Origin of the sequence: Bacillus mycoides, assembly GCF_000832605.1 — a bacterium.
Classification (GTDB): domain Bacteria; phylum Bacillota; class Bacilli; order Bacillales; family Bacillaceae_G; genus Bacillus_A; species Bacillus_A mycoides.
In genome coordinates this window covers 3,257,870-3,279,232 of sequence record NZ_CP009692.1, presented here as the reverse complement: position 1 = coordinate 3,279,232, position 21,363 = coordinate 3,257,870, and the positions used below count along the sequence as shown (strand labels likewise).

The 21,363-nt window shown below is 32.3% G+C and carries 15 protein-coding genes and 3 pseudogenes; 14 read left to right on the top strand and 4 right to left on the bottom strand.

The annotated features are described in order from the left end of the window. Positions 1–67 precede the first annotated feature (67 nt). Positions 68–721 carry a CPBP family intramembrane glutamic endopeptidase gene (locus BG05_RS18790; protein ID WP_003189425.1) on the bottom strand — a complete coding sequence of 218 codons (654 nt, stop codon included), beginning with the start codon at positions 719–721 and terminating at the stop codon, positions 68–70. Between the two features lie 398 nt (positions 722–1,119). Here BG05_RS18790 and BG05_RS18785 point away from each other — a divergent pair, with 398 nt between their 5' ends. Further along, the gene (locus tag BG05_RS18785; RefSeq protein ID WP_000290880.1) at positions 1,120–1,323 is read left to right on the top strand and encodes a hypothetical protein; all 204 of its coding nucleotides are present in this window, start codon (positions 1,120–1,122) and stop codon (positions 1,321–1,323) included. 35 nt (positions 1,324–1,358) lie between these two features. Here the strand turns inward: BG05_RS18785 and BG05_RS31620 are convergent. Further along, positions 1,359–1,600: pseudogene (locus tag BG05_RS31620) on the bottom strand (hypothetical protein). A 127-nt stretch (positions 1,601–1,727) separates the two neighbouring features. Between BG05_RS31620 and BG05_RS18780 the strand changes: the two are divergent. From BG05_RS18780 to BG05_RS18765, 4 genes and pseudogenes are all read left to right on the top strand, one after another. Next, positions 1,728–2,000, top strand: a pseudogene (locus tag BG05_RS18780) (hypothetical protein). Beyond that, complete coding sequence (locus tag BG05_RS18775) at positions 1,984–2,481, top strand: DUF421 domain-containing protein (protein ID WP_033733993.1); 498 nt, start codon at positions 1,984–1,986, stop codon at positions 2,479–2,481. The pseudogene BG05_RS18780 and the gene BG05_RS18775 overlap by 17 nt, the downstream one beginning before the upstream one ends. Positions 2,482–2,709: 228 nt before the next feature. Beyond that, positions 2,710–3,243: a TetR/AcrR family transcriptional regulator gene (locus BG05_RS18770; protein WP_003189432.1), complete on the top strand. Its 534-nt coding sequence runs from the start codon at positions 2,710–2,712 to the stop codon at positions 3,241–3,243. Between the two features lie 158 nt (positions 3,244–3,401). Next, positions 3,402–3,759, top strand: a pseudogene (locus BG05_RS18765) (DUF3995 domain-containing protein). Between the two features lie 340 nt (positions 3,760–4,099). On the opposite strand, the gene pdxR reads toward BG05_RS18765, so the two are convergent. After that, a complete protein-coding gene (gene pdxR, locus BG05_RS18760) occupies positions 4,100–5,539 on the bottom strand; it encodes a MocR-like pyridoxine biosynthesis transcription factor PdxR (RefSeq protein ID WP_033733995.1) in 1,440 nt (479 codons plus the stop codon). A gap of 148 nt (positions 5,540–5,687) precedes the next feature. Between pdxR and BG05_RS18755 the strand changes: the two genes are divergently transcribed. The 4 genes from BG05_RS18755 (at position 5,688) to BG05_RS18740 (ending at position 9,069) form a co-directional block, all read left to right on the top strand. Continuing rightward, positions 5,688–6,605 (top strand): DMT family transporter, encoded by a 918-nt coding sequence (locus BG05_RS18755; protein ID WP_003189436.1) that lies wholly within the window; start codon positions 5,688–5,690, stop codon positions 6,603–6,605. A 217-nt stretch (positions 6,606–6,822) separates the two neighbouring features. Beyond that, positions 6,823–7,986 (top strand): FAD-dependent oxidoreductase, encoded by a 1,164-nt coding sequence (locus BG05_RS18750; protein WP_003189438.1) that lies wholly within the window; start codon positions 6,823–6,825, stop codon positions 7,984–7,986. Positions 7,987–8,010: 24 nt separating this feature from the next. Further along, on the top strand, positions 8,011–8,676 hold the full coding sequence (locus BG05_RS18745) for a TetR/AcrR family transcriptional regulator (RefSeq protein WP_003189440.1): 666 nt from the start codon (positions 8,011–8,013) through the stop codon (positions 8,674–8,676). A gap of 162 nt (positions 8,677–8,838) precedes the next feature. After that, positions 8,839–9,069, top strand: a complete 231-nt coding sequence (locus tag BG05_RS18740; protein WP_232294824.1) for a hypothetical protein — start codon at positions 8,839–8,841, stop codon at positions 9,067–9,069. A 98-nt stretch (positions 9,070–9,167) separates the two neighbouring features. Here BG05_RS18740 and secY read toward each other — a convergent pair whose 3' ends face one another. Then, positions 9,168–10,472: a preprotein translocase subunit SecY gene (gene secY, locus BG05_RS18735; RefSeq protein ID WP_002069884.1), complete on the bottom strand. Its 1,305-nt coding sequence runs from the start codon at positions 10,470–10,472 to the stop codon at positions 9,168–9,170. Positions 10,473–11,008: 536 nt separating this feature from the next. On the opposite strand from secY, the gene BG05_RS18730 reads away from it, so the two are divergent. The 5 genes from BG05_RS18730 (at position 11,009) to BG05_RS18710 (ending at position 21,353) form a co-directional block, all read left to right on the top strand. Further along, positions 11,009–11,524, top strand: a complete 516-nt coding sequence (locus tag BG05_RS18730; RefSeq protein WP_003189443.1) for a DinB family protein — start codon at positions 11,009–11,011, stop codon at positions 11,522–11,524. Between the two features lie 557 nt (positions 11,525–12,081). After that, positions 12,082–14,028, top strand: a complete 1,947-nt coding sequence (locus BG05_RS18725) for a bifunctional metallophosphatase/5'-nucleotidase (protein WP_002032306.1) — start codon at positions 12,082–12,084, stop codon at positions 14,026–14,028. A gap of 686 nt (positions 14,029–14,714) precedes the next feature. Beyond that, positions 14,715–16,418 carry a M4 family metallopeptidase gene (locus BG05_RS18720; RefSeq protein ID WP_016127039.1) on the top strand — a complete coding sequence of 568 codons (1,704 nt, stop codon included), beginning with the start codon at positions 14,715–14,717 and terminating at the stop codon, positions 16,416–16,418. Between the two features lie 516 nt (positions 16,419–16,934). Further along, a complete protein-coding gene (gene pulA / locus BG05_RS18715; protein ID WP_003189450.1) occupies positions 16,935–19,505 on the top strand; it encodes a type I pullulanase in 2,571 nt (856 codons plus the stop codon). Positions 19,506–20,375: 870 nt separating this feature from the next. Further along, a complete protein-coding gene (locus BG05_RS18710) occupies positions 20,376–21,353 on the top strand; it encodes a SagB/ThcOx family dehydrogenase (RefSeq protein WP_016101928.1) in 978 nt (325 codons plus the stop codon). The last annotated feature ends 10 nt before the right edge of the window (positions 21,354–21,363 follow it).

Sequence of the window (21,363 nt, the reverse complement as noted above, 5' to 3'; positions counted from 1 at the left end):
CAATAGCTGAGTGCTCTTGTTCTTTATACAATACGCAAATAATAAAGTCCTTTTAAAAATAAAATGGTTATTTAAAAAGCATTGGTACAAATGAAATACAGTCAAAAATAAAGTGACAAATCCAACTTACCCAAATACTTTTTGAATTTTTCCATATATAATTTAGTGCTAATCTAATTGGGATTATAGTTAGTAATAACTGCATTGGCACAAAACCATAAGCTGGAATATGCCACAAAGCGAACAACAAACTACATATTAATGATGCCGTGCCAAATTTTAATCCTAATTTTTGTAATGCGATAATTATATTAGTGCAAATCAACTCTTCACCCATTAACATAAAGGGTACACGGAATAAAATCATAGAAATACTTATTACTTCAGCAACGGAATTTTTAGTTGCAGGTTCAAAAATGTAACTGAATATTAAGTTGGAAGCCATACCTACGATAATTGTTAAAGGCAAACCCCAAAGTAATGTCTTGAAATTAAAATGTTTAAATTGCTCTAATGATATTTTTCCTAAAAAATAGTATCCTATAATTCCACATAATACAAGATTCCATAAAGCTTCAAAAATCATCCTCAATACTTCAGGTATATTATCTCCTAACACTGCGAAAAGTTGATATACAATCCCGGAAATAATTAATAATCCCAAAGCCAAAAGGGATTTCGAATCAATTTTCTTCTCTGTTTCTATAATCTTTGTTTCCACAACTACCCCTTCTTTCTTATTATTTCATTGATTACGAATATATAATAGCACATTGTTCTCCAAAATAATGGTAATTGAGACGATCATAATAATTTTATTTTTCCAAATCAGTAAGTCCAAGATTAGGAGATTCCTTGCAAGAATCATTTAGACCAAAACCTATTATTAATGTCGTGATTGAAATAAAGCAATTATTAAACAAAAATAATAATCGCCCATCAAATTTATGAGTAGGCGATTAATGTATTTCTAAGAACAAAATTAAACAACTTTATTATCTGTACACATATATCGCATAAAACATTTTTTAACTTCATTAAATATATAGGGAATCATTACCAAAAAAATGATATCCTTAAAGTATAGTCTATATTTTGTATAGGAGGGTGATGGAGTCTATGGCGGTACGTATAGTCGATGATTTACAACAATTCTCTTTATTACTTATGTTTTTGAGTACATTAATATTTTACAGATACTTAAAGAAGATTAAACGAGAGAGAAAACTGACTTCTTTCGAATGGACAATGTATTTTGTCACTCAATTCGCGACTTCTATTTGGGCAATTACTTATTTTATTAAATTCTTGTCTGAATCGTAAGTTACATTAAACCATTTTAGTTTACTGGGTTATTGTTATCTATTAGGGATATAAATATAGTCCGTATCTAAGTCAATGACGACATCGGTCTTAATGTCTTCTTGTAATGACTTTGGAATGTTTTCAAAATGATAACGTACACAAAATAAATTTATAAGCTCCTCATTAGATAACTCTTCATTTTTTACGTTAAAAAACATTTTTTTAACTTACTGATAGAACAGTTATGACCAATAACATACTCATTAATTCCATATCCATCAAATTCAATTATCATGTTATCACTATTGGTTGCTAGCCAACATTATAGCTTTAATTTTGGATGAATCTTTCATATTGATTATTATACATAGCTTATATATGTCTCGTCTCAATTAAGATATTCAAAATAAGAAGAAACACATATGGAAATTTTTGTGGCAGGTGCAACAGCACGTTCTTTAATACCAATGCTAATAAAAGAAGGTCATACTGTGTATGCAATGATTCGTAACGAATCACAAGTAGAAGCAATGAAGAAAGTTGATGCTTTACCATTACTAGCTGGGAGAGAGGTGCTTCAAAGAATAAGGCACGTAAAGTGAATGGATACTTTAAAATATCATAAAAATCCTTTAATGGGAATACTAGTAACATTCACTATTAAAGGATTGGGCTGTAATGAATATACTTTTTGAAAGCATTATTTTAATCCTCACTGGAATTATTGTTTTAAAATTGACAGGTAGTAAATCTGTTAGCCAAATGACGAGAGCTGAAATTATTATTGTGGTTTCTATAGGACGTATTATTGTAGAACCTATTTTAAGTAGGAAAGTAGGCCCATCTATTTTTGCTGCGTTTATTTTTGCGGGTGTTTTACTTATTATTCATTTTTTTGAATTGAAATCACGAAAAGTAGAAAAGTTTCTAAATGGAAATAGCATTATTGTTATAGAAAACGGAGACATCTTAAAAAAGAATTTATTACGCGCGAAAATGTCAGAACAACAATTATTTATGCATCTGAGAGAAAAAGGTATACATGAAATCAAGAATTTACAACAAGCAACTGTAGAAACGAATGGACGGATTGGGTATCAACTAACTACTAAGGCACAACCAGTTACTTTGGAAATGCTAGAAAAGCTTCTAGAGCAATGCAATCTGAAAAAATAGTTTTAGACTGTACATAAAGGCACTTTTCACAAACGTGTAAAAGTCCCTTCAGTAATCCTGAAGGGATTTTCGTGTTATCTAATTTACCGAGGGTGATGACGATCAATATTACGATTAACAACAACATTAAAGTTCATAAAAATAAACAGAATGAATAATTGACAAAAAATGAGAATAGTAGTAATCTAACGTAAAACATACGCTACCGTATTTTATTGGGGAGATAATATGCAATTAACGAGAGAAGACTGGATAAAAGTAGGATTACAACAATTAGCTAATGAAGGTATACATAAAGTTCGCATTGAAGCACTTGCTCGATTGCTAAAAATAAGCAAAGGAAGCTTCTATCACTATTTTCGTGACCATCAAGAGCTTTTAGATTCTATGCTCGACTTTTGGGAAGTACATGCAACAAAGCTGATTGTTCAAAGTATGGAGCAACAGGATGCCTCTTTAGAACAGCTATTACAGATTAGTTTTAATCGAGATAAAAAAATTGAGAATGGTATTTATGCTTGGGCTAAATACGATCCTGTTGTGGCAACACGTTTAGTAGATATAGAAGAACAAAGAATTTCTTGTGTTGCAAAATTGTATCAAAAAATGGGCGTAGACGAAATTGAATCAATTGATCGAGCGAGACTTGCCTATTTAACGTATGTAGGATGGATGACAAGGTTTGAAGCAAATCTTAATTTTGATATTGATAAAATGGTTGAGCTTTTAACTTCTTTCAGCGGATGTCCAAACATCCACTGAAAAAAGTAAAGCCTCCGGACGCAATTATGCTGAGGCATAATTGATTATTCGATAATAAATGTCCCTAATATGGTTATAAAACCTGAAGGGACAAAATTTTCACTATAACATACGTTAGTGTATGTTATCTTTGAAGTTACGAAATTGGGGGCGAATAAATGAAATTACTATTAATAGTAGTAGCTGTGGGGCTTCTGTGGTTTATCAGTTTTTTGCATATTTATTGGGCTTTTGGAGGTCGATGGGGTTCTGCTGCTGTTATCCCAGTAAAAGAGGGAGAACATAATCCTGATTGTTGTTCAAGTAGGTTATTTGCAGGGGTTCGAAGCAAATAGTTTATCTAAAATCGGAAGTATTGTCTGTGCTTTAGTTTTCATTGTTAGGGCAATTGGTGATTTTAAGTTTGTTGGATTTTTCGAAAAAATTAAACATTCTCAGTTTGCTAGATATGACACTTGGTTCTATAGTCCATTATGTTTATTCTTTGTTTTTGTCTATATCATGTTGTTGTTTTAATAAGTATAATGAATTCCCTATAAAATAAATTTCATGCAGGAAGAAAACACCTCTTATTGAACAAGTAGTAATAAAAAGAAATTTGAGCATAGCAATAGAGCAATACAGGTTCTGTTGACAGCGAAGTCCACTATGATTAGTCATTTGTGTTTAAAAAGAGGATAGATAGGGCGAATTTATTCAAGCTCTTCTATCCTTTTAATTTTTATACATATAATGTATGACATTAGATAAGAATTCACTATTAATAATAGGTTCAGCTTATATCTTGATTTTTAATAAAATTTTAAAGTGTTGGTTTTTTATTGTGTGAATAAGAGGTTAGTTGTTGTTTTGGAGTTTACATGAATGATTTAAACTTGGCAATTGTATCATGTAATCTTTCTAATCCAATCAACATATCTTTTTCATTTAACATTGAATAACTAATTCGTAAATGATTATATTGAGTTTCATGGCTTAACAGACAAGCTGTGCCGGGTAAAAAAGAAACATCAACTTCATTCGCTTTTTGTAATAATGTAAAAGGATCGATTGACTGAGGGAGTGTAACCCATAAGTTAAATCCTCCATTAGGTATTTCAAATTCTAATTCTTTTAATGGAGATAATATATCAATTGTTAAATCGCGTCTAATTTGTAAAGCAGTCCGTAATTTTTCTAAATGATTTTTCATTCGTTCCGCTCGTAAAAAAGGAAGTAGTGCTTTTTGTGTCAATAAGGGACTACCAATATCCATCGAAGCCTTCACGGCGTATAACCATTCAAAGATAGGACCTTCAGCTGCAAGTGCCGCGATGCGAAGACCTGGTGCTAACGTTTTACTAAATCCTTTTAAATATATAACATGACCATTTGTATCAAAGCTTTTTATTGGAGGGGGAATTTTAAAATCCTCAAAATATATCTCTCCGAAAGAATCATCCTCTAAAATGAAAAATTGATAAAGCTCTGCTAGTTCTACAAGTTCCATTCTTCTTTCTTTACTCATTACTGTGCCCGTTGGATTCTGAAAAGTAGGATTCACATATAACAAAACAGGATTCTTTCTTTGACAAATATCATCGATTAAATCTGAGCGAATGCCGTTGTTATCAAGACTAACAGGGATAATTTGAACTCCTTTATTAACAAATACATCAAGCGCCGCTCCATAACACGGACTTTCTACTAACACTATGTCTCCAGGCTTTAATAATGTTTGGGCGATTAAATCGATTCCTTGCTGGGCACCACTTGTAATTAATAATTGAGATGGATCTGTAACTACTTGTTGGTGTTCTTTTAAGTAGTTTGTTATTTCCACTCTAAGTTCTTTGTCACCTTGAACAGGTCCGTATGTTGCCAGTATCATTTGATCCTTATTAAGTAATTTGTGCATTTCATCTGAAAGAAACGGATTTGGTAATAAACGTGGATAAAGGACAGCCTGTGAAAAATCAAAATATTTACGATGTTGGTTCATTACATATTGAGAACGCATAACATTAATGGATTTCGTTTGTTGCCATTGATATGGAATTGGTTTGAAATCTTTGTTCACACGTTTATGTATATAGGCACCTTTTCCTTGTTCAATTCGTATATAACTTTTCGTTTCTAACTGTTTATAAGCTTTACGAACAGTTAATAAACTAATTTGCAAATCATCGGCCATAGAACGTAAAGAAGGGAGGTAATCGCCATGTGAAAGCATCCCGCTTTGAATTCTCTCAACAATTTGCATATAAATTTGTTGGTAATATGGTATGTTGGATTCTTTACGTAGTACTATCTTCATAGAATCACCTGTTTTTCTTTTTAATTTAATTAAAGCGAAAAATAGTCTGACAATCAACTATATTTTTATTCAACTGTTATATGCTCGGATACACTGTTATACACCATATCCTCTATACTCATTTCAAGAGTAAAAAGGAGGAAGCAAAATGGTCATTTTAAATTATATTTTAGTATGTATTATTTTTGGAACGACATTTTTAACGATAAAAATTGGAATAGAAGCGGGGGCACCACCATTATTTTCAGCTGGAATTCGTTTCTTTTTGGCGGGCCTTATTCTCATTATTATTTTTAAATTAAAGCGAAAGGATATTATGCCTTACTTATTATCGAAACGTATTATATATGCTGGTTTTTGTTTAACATTTATGACATTCGCGACCCTTTACTGGGCTGAACAATATATTTCTTCTGGATTAGCTGCAGTTCTATCTGCAACAGCCCCAATGATGATTTTGCTATTACAATCAAAGAGAAATAAAATAAAATTGCAAAAAGAACAACTTGTCGCTTTAGTTATAGCACTCCTTGGTGTTTTTTGCATTTCTTTACCTGGAATGCATCAAGAACTTACATTCATATGGAGTATCGCTTGCCTTGTTATATTAGTAGGAGAGTTGTTTTATGGAATAGGTTCTATTCGTTCTAAAGTGATACTTTCAGATTTACCTAACGTATCACCATTTCTCATTAACGGCATTCAAATGTTTTATGGAGGAGTTTTGTTGTTAATTGTATCTATCGTAATGGAACAGCCTAATCTAACAGTCTTAACATCTTGGAATGTACAATGGCCAATTTTATATCTCATATTTGTAGGATCAATCGGTGGGCACGGTTTATATTATTGGCTCTTATCAAAAACAAATCCAATATTTCCATCAACATGGTTGTATGTATCTCCATTAATCGCTGTTATTGTAGGTTATTTTGTATTAGGAGAACCATTAAATCCTGCAATGGGAATTGGAGCTTGTTTAATCTTGATTGGTGTATTTTTAGCGAATCGTTCTACGCTGGGCGTTTATTTTAAGCAAGGGAAGTTATTGAAGAAAGAAATGTAAATAATACAAATGGAATCATTGGACTATTAAGTTAATAAAAGTTTATTACTTTATCAACTTAAAAAGCATGTTACTACTGACTTGTAACATGCTTTTTATTTTTACACATTAAGTTTAACATAATTTGCTTAGTAATTAACGAACGATGTACTTTACGAACAGTGTACGTTATGTTATAAATAAAACAAGTAATTCAATAAAATATAAGGTGTGATAAATGATGGAAAGAAAAAATAAAGGAGAAAAACGTATTGCAATTATAGGTGCTGGACCAGGAGGTTTAACATTAGCTCGTATATTACAGAAACATGGTTTAAAATGTGTCGTATATGAAAGAGAAACATCACCATGGATTCGGCAACAAGGAGGTTCATTAGATATTCATCATGATTCCGGACAAGAGGCGCTTAAAGAAGCAGGATTGTTAGAACAATTTAATAAACTTGCTAGATATGAGGGAGAAGATTTTCGTTTATGTGATAAGAACGGGAAAATATATTTAGATGAAGTAGCGGATCCTAATTGCGGAGATCGTCCAGAAATTGATCGAGGCACTTTACGTGAGTTACTTTTAAATTCTGTTGATCCGCAATGTATACATTGGGGCTATAACTTAACAAAAGCCATTCCTGTAGAAAATGGTATACATGAACTTCATTTTGAAAATGGACATGTAGACACTGTTGATTTAGTGGTAGCAGCAGATGGTGCCTTCTCTCGAATTCGTCCACTTGTCACAAATTCTATACCGCAATATACTGGTATTAGCATGGTAGAATTGAATTTGAAAAATGTAACGAAAAATCATCCTCAGATGGCGAAATTTAATCGACGTGGCAAAGTATTTGCACTTGCGGAGCATAAAGGAATTCTTGCGCAATTAAATGGAGATGACAGTATTCGCGTGTATTTAAGTTTTAGAACAGATAAAAAATGGCTTGATAATTGTGGAATTCCATTTAAAAATTTAGAAGAAGCAAAACATCAACTTCTACAATATTTCGAAGACTGGGATGAAACACTTAAAAATTATATTAGATGTGCAGATGGTGCGATTTTTCCTAGACGAATTTATATGTTACCTGTTGGACTAACTTGGAAAAGTAAGCCTGGTGTTACTTTAATTGGTGATGCTGCACATTTAATGTCTCCATTTGCTGGAGAAGGTGTGAATCTAGCGATGCGTGATGCGGCAGAACTTGCATTATCTATTGTAAAACATGATAATTTGAACGAGGCAATTGAAAATTACGAAGAAAAAATGTACGATTATTCTTCTCAATCCGCTGAAGTGTCAAATGATAATCTTGAGATTTGTTTCTCGGAGGATGCTACTATGAAAATGTATAATCTTATGAATCAACTTCATGAGCAACAATAAAAATATATTTACTAAAGGAGAACTATGGAAGAGCAAACGAATACAATTACTAGTCGTCGTTCACGACCAGCAAAAGAACCGTTAAGTAAGGAAATCATTGTTAAGACTGCTTATGACCTATTAGAGTCTGAAGGTATTTCTGGCCTTAGTATGCGTAAAATTGCAAAAGTATTAGATACAGGTCCGTCTTCTTTATATGTATACGTAAAAAATGCTGATGAATTAAGAGCGTATGTATTAGATTATGGTCTAGGGAAAATTGAAATAACAGATGAGAAAAATGAACCATGGAAAAAAGAACTATTTACACTTGTACATTCATATTTTCGAATTTTATTCGACTCTTCTGGAATGGCAGAATTAGCTTTAATGACAATTCCAATTGGGCCAAATTCTTTAGCCCTTACTGAACAGATTTTGCGTCAATTACATGAAGGTGGAGTTAATGCAAGAGCATCAGCATGGGGAGTAGATATTTTACTGTTATATGCTGCTTCGGTCGCATATGAACAAACAGCTCGCAAAGAAAAAGGTACCACTCTTGACCCAATTCGTGCTTCGTATGAGGCTTTAGATACAGCAAGGTATCCAATGATTGTAAGTCTAAAAGAAGATATGTTATCTGGTGGAGAAGAACGATTCCGCTGGGGATTAGAAGTTGTTTTGCAAGGTATTTTACATACGCAATAATATAATTAGTTTAAAACAGAGAGCTAGTTGAGCGGCACTCTGTTTTTTTTGAAAGAAAAATATGATACCTGTGTCTACAAACTACATTGTTAATGAATTTCAATATCTCTTTTTATACGATAGTAATAGACAACTTACACAATATAACCGGAAGTTAAAGAATTGGTTGGAATCCCTATATGTCAAAGGATAGATTTATTTTTAGGTGAAATTGATTATTTAGAAGCTAAAGTTTTTGGAATAAAAGGTGACAAAAGAATTGTTAGAAAGCAAGTAATAACATTAAAAGATTTTGTACCAGACTATTTAATTATAGATAAATTCATGCTGAGACTTTTTATAACCACCGAGGGATATATTGAAGGTGAGAGAAAGGAGCTACTTTTATGGTAATTAAAATAAAGATAAAAATATGAAGCGAGAAAATGAGGGTTTTATTTTTATAGAATAAAAAACACACTAGGTCTTTATATCCTAGTGTGTTTTTGTAATTAATTCACTTTTTTTATAAAACCTTTATAATGACGCTTCACAAGTTGACTTTCTAACGTCTTCATCGTTTCTAATGCAACACCTACGATGATTAGTAAACTTGTACCACCGATTTGAGCAGATGGTGGTAATGTAGCGATTTTTGTAAATACAAGTGGTAATATTGAAATTGCTCCTAAGAAAATCGCACCGATAAATGTTAAACGGTATAAAATTTTTGTTACATACTGTTCTGTAGATTTACCTGGGCGAATACCCGGGACATATCCGTTTTGCTTTTTCAAATTCTCAGCCATTTGTTCAGGATTTACTTGAATAAACGCGTAGAAATATGTGAAGGCAACGATAAGACCCACATATAGTGTCATTCCAAATGGATGTGCAAAATCAAGATTCGCAATTATCCATTTAGATACGCTTGAATCAGGGAAGAGCTGCGCAATTGTACGCGGCGTCATTAAAAAGGCTGAAGCAAAGATAACAGGAATTACACCTGCACTATTTACTTTAAGAGGTAAATGAGTATTTTTTGCTCCTTGATATTGATTGTTTCCTGAAACAGCTTTTGCATATTGAATCGGTATTTTTCGAACAGCTTGTTGAATGTAAATAACACCAACAACTATCGCTAAAATTACGAGTCCAATTAAAACCATTTTTATTATGTGCATAAATAACTGATCGCCTGCGTTTTGGAATTGTTGCAAATAAATTTGATTAGCGACATTCGGAATCGCCGCAACAAGTCCTGCGAAGATAATCATTGAGATTCCATTACCAACGCCATTAGCGGTAATTTGTTCACCTAACCAAAGTAAAAATGCAGTACCAGCAGTTAAAACTGTCGCAATAAATAAGTATGTAGTCCAGCTTTGATCTGTAATTAATTGTCCACCTGCTATATTATTAAAACCATAAGACATCCCAATGGATTGTATGAATGCGAGAATGATTGTAAAGTAGCGAGTAAATTGAGCTGATTTCTTACGGCCCATTTCTCCTTGCTTTGCCCATTCTGTAAATTTAGGTACAACGTCCATTTGTAGTAATTGTACAATGATAGAAGCTGTAATATATGGTGTGATACCTACAGCAAAGATTGAGAAGTGTTGCAGTGCTCCTCCGCCAAATACGTTCAGCATACCTAAAACGTTGGCTTGATCTTGTACTTTTAATACCTCTGCGTTAGTATGAGGAACTGGAATAAACGTGCCAATTCGAAAAACAATTAGCATCGCTAGTGTAAAAAGAATTTTGTTTCTTATCTCAGCTACTCTCATGAAATTTGAAATCGTACGAAACATTATGTCGCCTCCTATATTTTTATCAGTTCAAAACTGATTATTATATCCCGATGAAGTAACCACAAACCTCCTTCCGCATTAAATTCATTTGACAAATGGAATTTTATACATTTTGTAGTTTTCACGGATATAAAAATATAAGGTGTTATACAAGCGATTTATTAACTTTTCGTAATCATTCAATACCCATAATATAACTAATAAATTAACAAATGTACATACATAAGCATTAAAAATGAATGAATAGGTTGATTTTTTACATATATTTAATGCTAGATTGATAATTAGGAACGTTTTATGTAGTTATATTGAAAGGATTCCGTTGAAAGTATTATGATGTAGCTGTAGCGCATAATAACCTCAAGGAAATCTTCAAGGATGTTGAGAGAACTCATACATTTCAGCATGAATTAGAGAACCTACTAAAGAAAGAAAAGATTGGATTGGAATAATAGTGAAGGAAAATCTTTTTTCCATAGAGAATATTTCTAGCGTAGGAATTTAAGTATGTAGGTTCTAGCGAAAGGAGAATTCACATGAATACATTTGTAAATGACACGTTTTATGAAACTAGAAATCAATTATTTGAGGAAATTACTTTGTTAAGTGATGCTCAATTTAATAGGAAACCAGATAAGGATAAATGGAGTATAGCACAAGTTTGTCATCACTTAGTTTTATTAGATGAGAGAGTTATAACAGTTATTTCATCGGGATTAAAAAAGATGGATAGTATCTTAAATGAGCGTAAAGAAATTCACACTATTTTATTAGATAGATCGATAAAATTTATAGCCCCAGAAATGATTGAACCAAGTATAGAACCATTTGAAGTGCAGCAAATGGTTGATTTGTTAAACGACTCTAGAAAAGAATTGATGCGTTTCCTGAGTACAATAGAAGATGAATCTATATTAGCGAAAAAATCAGTGACGCATCCAGCTCTTGGAGAATTACTTCTTGATCAGTGGATAGAACTGATCTATTTGCATGAACAGCGTCATATAGAACAAATTAAAGAGATAAAATTGCTTTGTGGAGTTGAAAAGTAAAAATCATTATCTATTTATTGAGCGATTTGGGATAGCATCAAGGGTTCGAGTGATAAAATACAAGTCCTGATTAAAATTATGATGAATTTAGTTGAAAGCAACCAATAAGCAGAAAAAAAATACGAAACTAGCAGATTTTACTCCTGAAGAGGAAACGAACATTTGAAAAAAATCTGAATCCGATTTGCTGTATAAGTGTAACCCCGTCTTAAATGAAGAGCGGGGTTATTATTTTTGGAAGTGATCTCAGTATTTTCATATAGAAGGAAAAAATTAGAAATAAAATCCGAAAATGAGTTGCATGTCCAAAATTTTGAAAGTACATATACATCTACCGTTGGTTTAGCGCCCTTCACACGTTGGAGGAAGAAGTATTTTATTAGAAAATGATAAAATACTATTCTGTTAGGGGATATATGCATTTTATTCTCTATATTTTCACAGCAAAACCAACTACAAAATTATCTTTTATAGTTGAATTTCTCTGAATAATAAGTTACATTTTTAAAGTTCAAGCAACTTTATGACAGTACAAAAAGGGGAGAAATATTGTTATTATGCAAAAAATGAAATGGAAGAACTATGTATGCAATTTTATTATTCTTATGCTTCTTGTAACAGCAGTAACAGTCAAACCAGCTATTTCTAAGGCTGAGGAATCTAATGTTAATATTACATTGTTAGGTACTGCAGATATTCATGGTAGATTTATGCCTTGGGATTATGCGCTTGATGGAGCAAATATGAGTGGAAGTTTGACGCAGCTTTATACGGTTATAAAGAAGGTACGTCAAGAAAATCCAAATACCATATTAGTAGATGCCGGGGATACAATTCAAGGAAACTCAGTAGAATTATTCAACGATAAGCCACAATCGCCAATGATGGTAGCAATGAATACAATGGGATATGACGCCTGGGCATTTGGAAATCATGAATTCAACTTTGGATTAGATACATTGAAAAAAGTTAGTGAGCAATACAAGGGAAAGACGTTAGCAGGAAATATTTATAAGGAAAATGGAGAGCGTTTTCTTCCTGCATATACGATTGTTGAAAAAGGTGGAATTAAAGTCGGGATTATTGGTATGAATACACCAATGATTAGTGATTTTGAAAAAGGGACAGATCATTTGGATGGTTTAGTAGTGAAAAATCCAGTAGAAGAGACAAAAAAGGCTATTAAAGAATTAGAAGATAAAGTAGATGTAATGGTAGGGGTTATGCATATGGGACTAGAAAATGAGAATGGAATCCCAGGTACTGGTGTTCAAGATATTGCGAATGCTTGTCCGGAACTAAGCGCTATTTTTGCGGCTCATATGCATAAACTTGTAAAAAAAGAAGTTGTAAATGGCGTAATTATTACAGAACCAGATAAATACGGAACGCATATTTCACGTATTGACCTTACTTTTACAAAGCAAGATGGGAAGCTTGTTTTAAAAGATAAAACAGCTACCGCTATACCTGTAAAAAATGCTGATGGAACTACAGTATTATCTGATTCTACACTTGAAGAAACACTAACACCTTTTCATGAGTATGCGAGAGGAGATGCAAATGTTGTAGTCGCCCAATTAAAGGGTAGAAACCTTGTTCCTGAAAATGAAATAAAGGGTATTCCAAGTGTGCAGATTCAAGAGACACCTTTATCAGATTTCTTTCATGAAGTCATGCTCCATTACAGTAAGGCGGATGTAGTAGCCCATCAAATTGATAATGATTATGCCCGTTTGGATATAGGTCCTATAAAGAAGAAAGATATTGCTTATAATTATCAATATGCTTTGGGAGAAATTACAGTATATAAGATAACTGGAAAAGATTTAAAAGACTATATGGAATGGGCAGCAGGATATTTTAACTCATCTCGTGCCGGAGATGTAACAGTTAGCTTTGATAAAAATCGTCGTGCGTCTAAATACAGTACGAACGATTTCTTTGGAGGCGTAAAATACGAAATTGACTTAACAAAACCATATGGTAGTAGAATTACAAATTTACGCTCTATTCGTACAAATAAACCAATCAAAATGAGCGATGTTATGACGCTAGGAATGAATGCGTATAGAATGGAGGCTCTTCAGGCAAAAGGGGGAGCTTTAGAGGGACGTAAATTTGAACAAACTTGGTCATCTAAACAAGAGAATGCATTCGGAGAAACAGGTGGAACCATTCGTAACCTTGCTATTACATATTTAAAAGAGGTAAAGAACGGTGTATACACGCCAAAAGTTATGCATAATTGGAAAATTACTGGTGTAGATACACATTCTTCAGAGCATAAGGCTGTAGTTGATCTTGTAAATAAAGGGATTTTAGAAATCCCAAAAACAGAAGATGGAAAATATACAAATATAGCATCTATAAATACTAAAGATTCAATTACAAAAGAAGAGATTGTAGCACTCTCACAAAAAGCTAATATTAATCCAAATCAGTTTAATCATGTAAAAAGAAAAGGTGAATTTTACAAAAAACTTAGTAGGATAATTAAATAAATATAAAAAAGATGGCTCTCGTGCAAAAAACTATTAAACTTGGACATACCATTATCCTAAAAAAGTTTGTGATCGGTATGGAAATATAGAGAATCATCGGTAAAAAATCCCCTGAATCGCTTTAAAAATTTAGGGGATTTTTCATTTGAATAATTATTGTTTCATTTCTCACTATGTATATTTATAATATGCTTTAAAAGAACATACCTTAAGTTAATAACATGCAATAGATATGTCCTTTTCTATATTTAAATGGGGAGACAAAAATATCTTTGAAAGATATTTTTGACAAGATAAAAAAGCCTGAAACTCATATAAGACTTCAGCAGTCTCAAAACGTTACAATCCATGCAGCTATAGACATAAATAACAAAATTATATTGAAAAATCTAACTTGTATATGCGTTGCCTCACTAAAGTATTTATCTACTATTCTTAAAATAGTAAAGAGTGGTTTTTTATGTTGTTAATAAGATATAAGTGTACTTTGATTAGAATGAATATAGATAATTAACGACTAACCAATTGGATGAGCACCTAAAAGGGCTCATTTTTTATTTTATCGACCACATATATGTAATTTTGCATAATATTACATAAATTTTGTATTTTCTCTTTTTTTCGACATAAATAGACAGTATACTTTGTACAAGCTTTCTATTTCAAAAATTATACGAGGTGAAAAAATGAAAAACACAAAGACATTAACTAAAGTAGCATTAACAACAGGATTAGCTTTAACAGCTGTGGCACCATACGGAATAGGTCATGCAGAGGAAACAGATCAACTTCAAGTTCAAATTCAGGAGGACTCATTCCGTTCAGGTGAACTTACACAACCGTCACAAAAAACACCAGAGAATGTAGTAAAAGATGCTCTTAAGGAGAAAGCTGAACAAGCTCTTTCTCCAAATCAAGTCAATGGAGAAACAGGAGTAGATTATAAAGTTCTTCAAAAACGTGGTTCGTATGATGGAACAACACTTGTGCGTATGCAGCAAACATACGAAGGAAAAGAAGTATATGGCCATCAATTAACTGCACACGTAGATAATAACGGTGTTATTAAAAGTGTTTCAGGCGATAGCGCGCAAAATTTAAAACAAGAAGAATTGAAAAAGCCTATTAATCTATCAAAAGATGAAGCGAAACAATATATTTATACGAAATACGGGAACGATATCAAGTTTATTTCTGAGCCAGAAGTTAAGGAAGTTATTTTTGTTGATGAAAATAATGGACAAGCTAGCAATGCATATCAAGTTACATTTGAAGCGGCAACACCAAACTATGTTTCTGGAACTTATTTAGTAAATGCACAAAATGGTGATATGTTAAAAAATATGGTACAAGAATCTAACTTAAAAGCAAGTGAAAAACTAGTTGGAGCTTTAAAGGAAAGTAAAAAAAGTAGTCTTACATCATTAACTGGAACAGGAAAAGATGATTTAGGTATATCTCGTTCATTTGGTATTTCTAAACAAAGTAATGGTAAATATGCACTTGCTGATTATACAAGAGGGCAAGGAATTGAAACATATGATGTGAATTACAGAGATATTACTAAAGAAGAAAGCTATTATCCTGGTACACTAGCAACCAGCACTTCAACAACATTTAACGATCCAAAAGCAGTAAGTGCTCATTATTTAGCAACAAAGGTATTTGATTTTTATAAAGATAAATATAAGCGTAATAGTTTTGATAATAAGGGACAAAAGGTAGTTTCAGTTGTACATGCTTGGGATTCTGAAGATACGAACGATCCGAAAAATTGGCAAAATGCATTAAGTGCTAATAATGGAAGTATGCTTGTATATGGCGATCCTATTGTCAAGGCATATGACGTAGCTGGACATGAATTTACACATGCTGTTACTTCTAGCGAATCTAATCTTGAATATTACGGTGAACCTGGTGCGATTAATGAAGCGCTATCTGATATTATGGGAACATCTATTGAGAAATACGTAAATAATGGAAGCTTTAACTGGACAATGGGAGAACAAACTGGATCTGTTTTCCGTGATATGGAAAACCCAGCTTCTGTTCCATCTTCACTTGGAGTACCTTATCCAGATGATTACAGTGAATTTAACGATTTTAATGGATGGGATCAAGGCGGCGTTCATTTTAATTCAAGTATTATTAATAAAGTTGCGTATCTCATTGCAAAAGGTGGAACTCATAACGGAGTAACTGTTAAAGGAATTGGTGAAGATAAAATGTTTGATATTTTCTATTATGCAAATACAGATGAATTAAACATGACATCTAATTTCAAAGAATTGAAATCAGCATGTATTCGAGTGGCAACTAATAAATATGGGGCGAATACAGCTGAAGTTCAAGCAGTGCAAAAAGCATTTGATGCAGCAAAAATTAAGTAAGTTAGAAATATAGTTTTCATTCATATATTAATACATTATGAAAATCAGCTAATGTCATTTTAAGGATATTAGCTGATTTTTTACGTAGCAATGTATTAGTGAAAATAAAATTACTAAGCAATAATCAGGCATCTATCTTCAATAAGTTACGACAAATATATAAGATTTCAAGGATATAAAAACAGAAAATTAATAATATATTGACCTTTTAATAGTAAGTGCTATAAAATGAAAGCGATAACAAACGATTGCTTTAAAATGATTTCCCTGATCTTTTAGTATTTACAAATATAAGAAGGAATAAACAAATCTATTTTTTTGAGTTTTAATGCAAACGTTTTCGTAAGGGTTGTTTCCATCTTATATTTGATTTTCGTATAAAAGATCATTGAAATACATACGTAAAAATAGCCAATATGGAGGTGAAGTAAAAGAGATTCCTAGATTAATTTAAACCGTGTTTCGTAGTATGAGCATAATAAATTGTTCGTAATATTTAAAGAAAGGGTGTATGGGGTGCAAATTACAAAAAAATTAATTAACAAATCGTTTTTATTACTTACCATAATCGTTATGTTATCATCTGTTTTCTCTTTTCAGAGTGTGAAGGCAGTTTCAAATTCGAAAACAACTGAAGTTATCATTCATTACAAAGAGAAATCTGGAAATACAAAAGACTGGAATCTTTGGGTATGGGGAGAAAATGCAAACGGTAAATCTTATGAATTTACTGGTGAAGATGAATTTGGAAAATACGCTAAGATAAAAATAGATGGTGACTATAATCGTGTAGGGTTTATAGTTCGTACCAATGAATGGGAAAAAGATGGAGGTGATCACTGGGTTGAAAATATAAGGGATGGTCGTGCTGAAGTATGGATCCTTTCGGGTGATGAAAAAGTATATGATTCTAAGCCTTCTTCGGATCTCTCAATTCAAAAAGCTACTATTGATAGTTTTAATGAAATTACTGTAACGACTAATGTTCCGTTTAATAGTAAGGAACAGAAAATTGAAATTGAAGGCGTTAAAATTAAGGGAATTAGTCCTTATGATAAAAATAGTGGAGATATTACTAATAAGGTTAAAATAATTACGGAACAGAAAATTGATTTAAAACAAACATACAAAGTTAAAATAGCAAACTTAGCTGATGCGAATACTGAAATCGGTAAAGTCATTCGTAGCGAGGAATTTGATAATTTATTTTATTATGGTGGTAATGATTTAGGGAATATATATACTCCGCAACATACAAAGTTCCGTTTATGGGCTCCTACTGCGAGTGAAGCGAAGTTAGTTACATATAAAAAATGGAGCGATAAAATAGGTACTGAAATAAACATGAAACAAGGTGAAAAGGGAACTTGGAAAGCAGAACTTAAAGGGAACCAAAAAGGTCTCTTTTATACGTATAAGGTGAAAATTGGGGATAAGTGGACTGAAGCGGTTGATCCGTATGTGCGTGCTGCTTCTGTAAATGGAGATAAAGGTGCAGTTGTTGATTTAGAAGAAACAAATCCGAAAAAATGGAAAGCAAACAAAAAACCGAAATTTAAAAATCCGGAAGATGCTATTATTTATGAATTGCATGTACGCGATCTTTCCATCCAACCTGAAAGTGGTATTAAGCAAAAAGGAAAATATTTAGGTGTAACAGAAAAAGGAACAAAAGGGCCTGAAGGTGTAAAAACAGGACTTGATCATATGAAAGATCTTGGTGTTACTCACGTTCAGTTTTTACCGATATTTGATTATGCTTCAGTAAATGAAGAGAATTTAAATGAACCACAATATAACTGGGGATATGACCCGGAAAATTTCAACGTCCCAGAGGGCTCCTATTCTACAAATCCTTTTGAGCCAACTGTTCGAATAACTGAATTAAAGCAAATGATTCAAACATTGCATGATAATAATCTTCGTGTTGTGATGGACGTAGTATATAACCATATGTATAATGCCGCTGAATCAAATTTTCATAAGTTAGTTCCAGGTTACTATTATCGTTACAATGAAGACGGAACATTAGCAAATGGAACTGGAGTAGGGAATGATACCGCTTCAGAACGAAAGATGATGAGAAAATTTATGGTAGATTCCGTCACATACTGGGCAAAAGAATACAATTTAGATGGGTTCCGTTTTGATTTAATGGGTATTCATGATTATGAAACGATGAATGAGATACGTAAAGCTGTTAATCAAATTGATCCTTCTATTATTCTGCATGGAGAAGGCTGGGATTTAAATACACCTCTTGCAGCTGAATTGAAAGCAAATCAAAAAAATGCGGAGAAAATGAAAGGGATTGCTCATTTTAACGATAATATTCGTGATGGATTGAAAGGTAGTGTATTTGAGGAGAAAGAAAATGGTTTTGTAAATGGAAAGCAAAACATGGAAGACCGTATTAAAAAAGGCATTACAGCCGGTATTGACTATGATACAAATTCGTCTACTTATCAAGATCCGGAGCAGGTGCTAACTTATGTGGAAGCACATGACAATCATACTTTATGGGATAAACTTGAGTTGACTAATTCAGGTGACAGTGAAGAAATGCGAAAACAAATGCATAAATTATCTTCTTCTATTTTATTAACATCACAAGGTATTCCATTCTTACATGCAGGACAAGAGTTTATGCGCACAAAATATGGTGATCATAATAGTTACAAATCTCCTGATTCTATTAACCAGATGGATTGGTTACGCCGTGCAGCATTTAATAATGAAGTAGAGTATATGAAGGGCTTAATAGATTTACGAAAAAAATACCCAGCTTTTCGTATGACTTCTGCAGAGCAAATTAAAAAGTATGTAGCTTTTATCGATGTTCCCAAAAATGTTGTAGCTTATACAATAGATGGAAAGGGAAGTGGGAATAAAAGCGAATACTTTATGGTGGCTCACAATGCAAATAGGGAAGCCGTTGACATAACACTTCCATCGAAAGGTCCATGGAAAGTGCTAGTAAACGAGAATCAGGCGGGAAGTAAAACACTTTACGTTGTCCATGACAATAAAATTAAAGTTCCTGCATTAAGTTCACTAGTTTTAAAAACAGAGAAACCGATTAAATAAAAGCAAATAATGTGAAAGTATATACTGAATTGAGCAAATTGAATAGGGATTACAAATGAAAAAAGCGAAGTGAAGGTTGTTTTCACTTCGCTTTTAAAGTTAATGTAGTATAATTTCACATACTGTAATTATATTACAATTTAATAACGGAAATAGACAAGAGATTATTGCTATTGTAACAGTAGGGGAGGAGGTACCTTTGTATTTATTTATAAAATTATCTGAAATACATTCTTAATTTATATAATTTTTAATATACATTCGAACATCTAACGAGCTAGATGTTCGAGTTATATTAATTCCTACAAATCGTTCGAAAAATAACAAAGGCGTAAAAGTATATGGAATTAAAATAGAGAAAAGACACCTAAAATGGTGTCTTTTCTCTATTTTAAATACGATATGTTAATAACTCACTTGTATGTAATAGTATGTGCATTTTTACACTAACTTCTAAAGAAAAATTTCAAATTCTTTTCTTAATCTATTTGTAATAAATCTCATTAGAAAATTTTATCGCTATAACAAATAAAACTTTCTCAATATTATTTTGTTTAATAACTATTTCCATCTGCTTTCCAATCCATTACAATAATTTCACATTGAAAATACATGGAAATTCTCAATGTTCCAAATGGTTTATACCTTATAGGATTACTATGGGAAAGGATGTAAAATGTCTAATAAAAAATCATTTTTTATGACGAAATAAAAAATTTCAATGAAGAAAAAGTTATTTCATTATTCTCAAGTTACGTTGAAGTACATGTATTTATAATCACTATGAAACAAAGGGCAGAATCTAAGGACTATTTTTGTAGATTAGAAAATTGTATTTTAAAAATAAGTAAAACGTTTATGGAGGGTTATATGAGCGAGCAAATTTATTACTGGTCTCCTATTAAGCATTGGGAGAAGTTGCATAATGAAATTTTGATAGGAGAAACAAGATTTACAGGCGTTTTGTCTGAGTGGTTTCCTGAGTTTTATTTTTTTACTCAAAAAGGTGTGAAAATTAGTGAACTAGTAGAGCACTTTTCGTTAGGAAATGTAGAAGAGACACAAAAAACAGTAGAGCTTATGATAAAAAATCGTGTGTTAGTAAGTAACATATTACACCCAAGAGAAGTATTTTCCACACAAGAAAAGATTTTTCCGAATCCATATAGCAACCAGATTCGCTTTTCTAAAGAAGATTTAGATAAGTATATGAGTGAACAATTGAATCGAACACACCATGCTGTGCGGTCAACCGAAATTCAACTTGAAACAACAAATGAGTTACCCACTATAATCAAGGAACGTAGGTCTTGTCGCCAATTTGATATGAAAAAACATATTAGTTTTTTAGAATTTTCCCAATTCATATCAACTCTAAAACAGGTTAGGAAAGAACATATATACTATCATTACGCAAGTGCAGGCGGACTCTACCCTATTGATATCTTTATTTATATAAAACCAAAACGTATAGAAGGTATGAAAGCTGGGTTTTATTATTATAACCCAGCAAAAAACTGTCTTGTGATTGTAAATAATATTGATCAAGTAATCAAAAGTGATCATGAGTTAATTAACCAAGATTTATTTACTCAGTCTGCCTTTTCAGTTTATTTGGTTTATAATGCGAACGCTTCCATCCCGAAATACGGTTCAGATGGATATTTATTTGCTTGTATTGAGTCTGGTATTATCACTGCTACCTTAAATATGGTGGCTGAGACATTGAATTTAGGCGTTTGTTCAGTTGGTCATATGAAATTTGAAGAGATTCAGCAATTTTTATGTTTGGATAACCATCAAGTATTTCTCCATGGGCTTGAAGTTGGCTTGAAAATTAACGAATAGATGAAATGAA

Coding starts and splice junctions, on each gene's coding strand:
- BG05_RS18775 (WP_033733993.1), top strand. CDS start 1,984: ATGAATATACTTTTTGAAAGCATTATTTTAATCCTCACTGGAATTATT.
- BG05_RS18725 (WP_002032306.1), top strand. CDS start 12,082: ATGCAAAAAATGAAATGGAAGAACTATGTATGCAATTTTATTATTCTT.
- secY (WP_002069884.1), bottom strand. CDS start 10,472: ATGTTTCGTACGATTTCAAATTTCATGAGAGTAGCTGAGATAAGAAAC.
- pdxR (WP_033733995.1), bottom strand. CDS start 5,539: ATGAAGATAGTACTACGTAAAGAATCCAACATACCATATTACCAACAA.
- BG05_RS18750 (WP_003189438.1), top strand. CDS start 6,823: ATGATGGAAAGAAAAAATAAAGGAGAAAAACGTATTGCAATTATAGGT.
- BG05_RS18770 (WP_003189432.1), top strand. CDS start 2,710: ATGCAATTAACGAGAGAAGACTGGATAAAAGTAGGATTACAACAATTA.
- BG05_RS18710 (WP_016101928.1), top strand. CDS start 20,376: ATGAGCGAGCAAATTTATTACTGGTCTCCTATTAAGCATTGGGAGAAG.
- BG05_RS18785 (WP_000290880.1), top strand. CDS start 1,120: ATGGCGGTACGTATAGTCGATGATTTACAACAATTCTCTTTATTACTT.
- BG05_RS18755 (WP_003189436.1), top strand. CDS start 5,688: ATGGTCATTTTAAATTATATTTTAGTATGTATTATTTTTGGAACGACA.
- BG05_RS18730 (WP_003189443.1), top strand. CDS start 11,009: ATGAATACATTTGTAAATGACACGTTTTATGAAACTAGAAATCAATTA.
- BG05_RS18720 (WP_016127039.1), top strand. CDS start 14,715: ATGAAAAACACAAAGACATTAACTAAAGTAGCATTAACAACAGGATTA.
- BG05_RS18745 (WP_003189440.1), top strand. CDS start 8,011: ATGGAAGAGCAAACGAATACAATTACTAGTCGTCGTTCACGACCAGCA.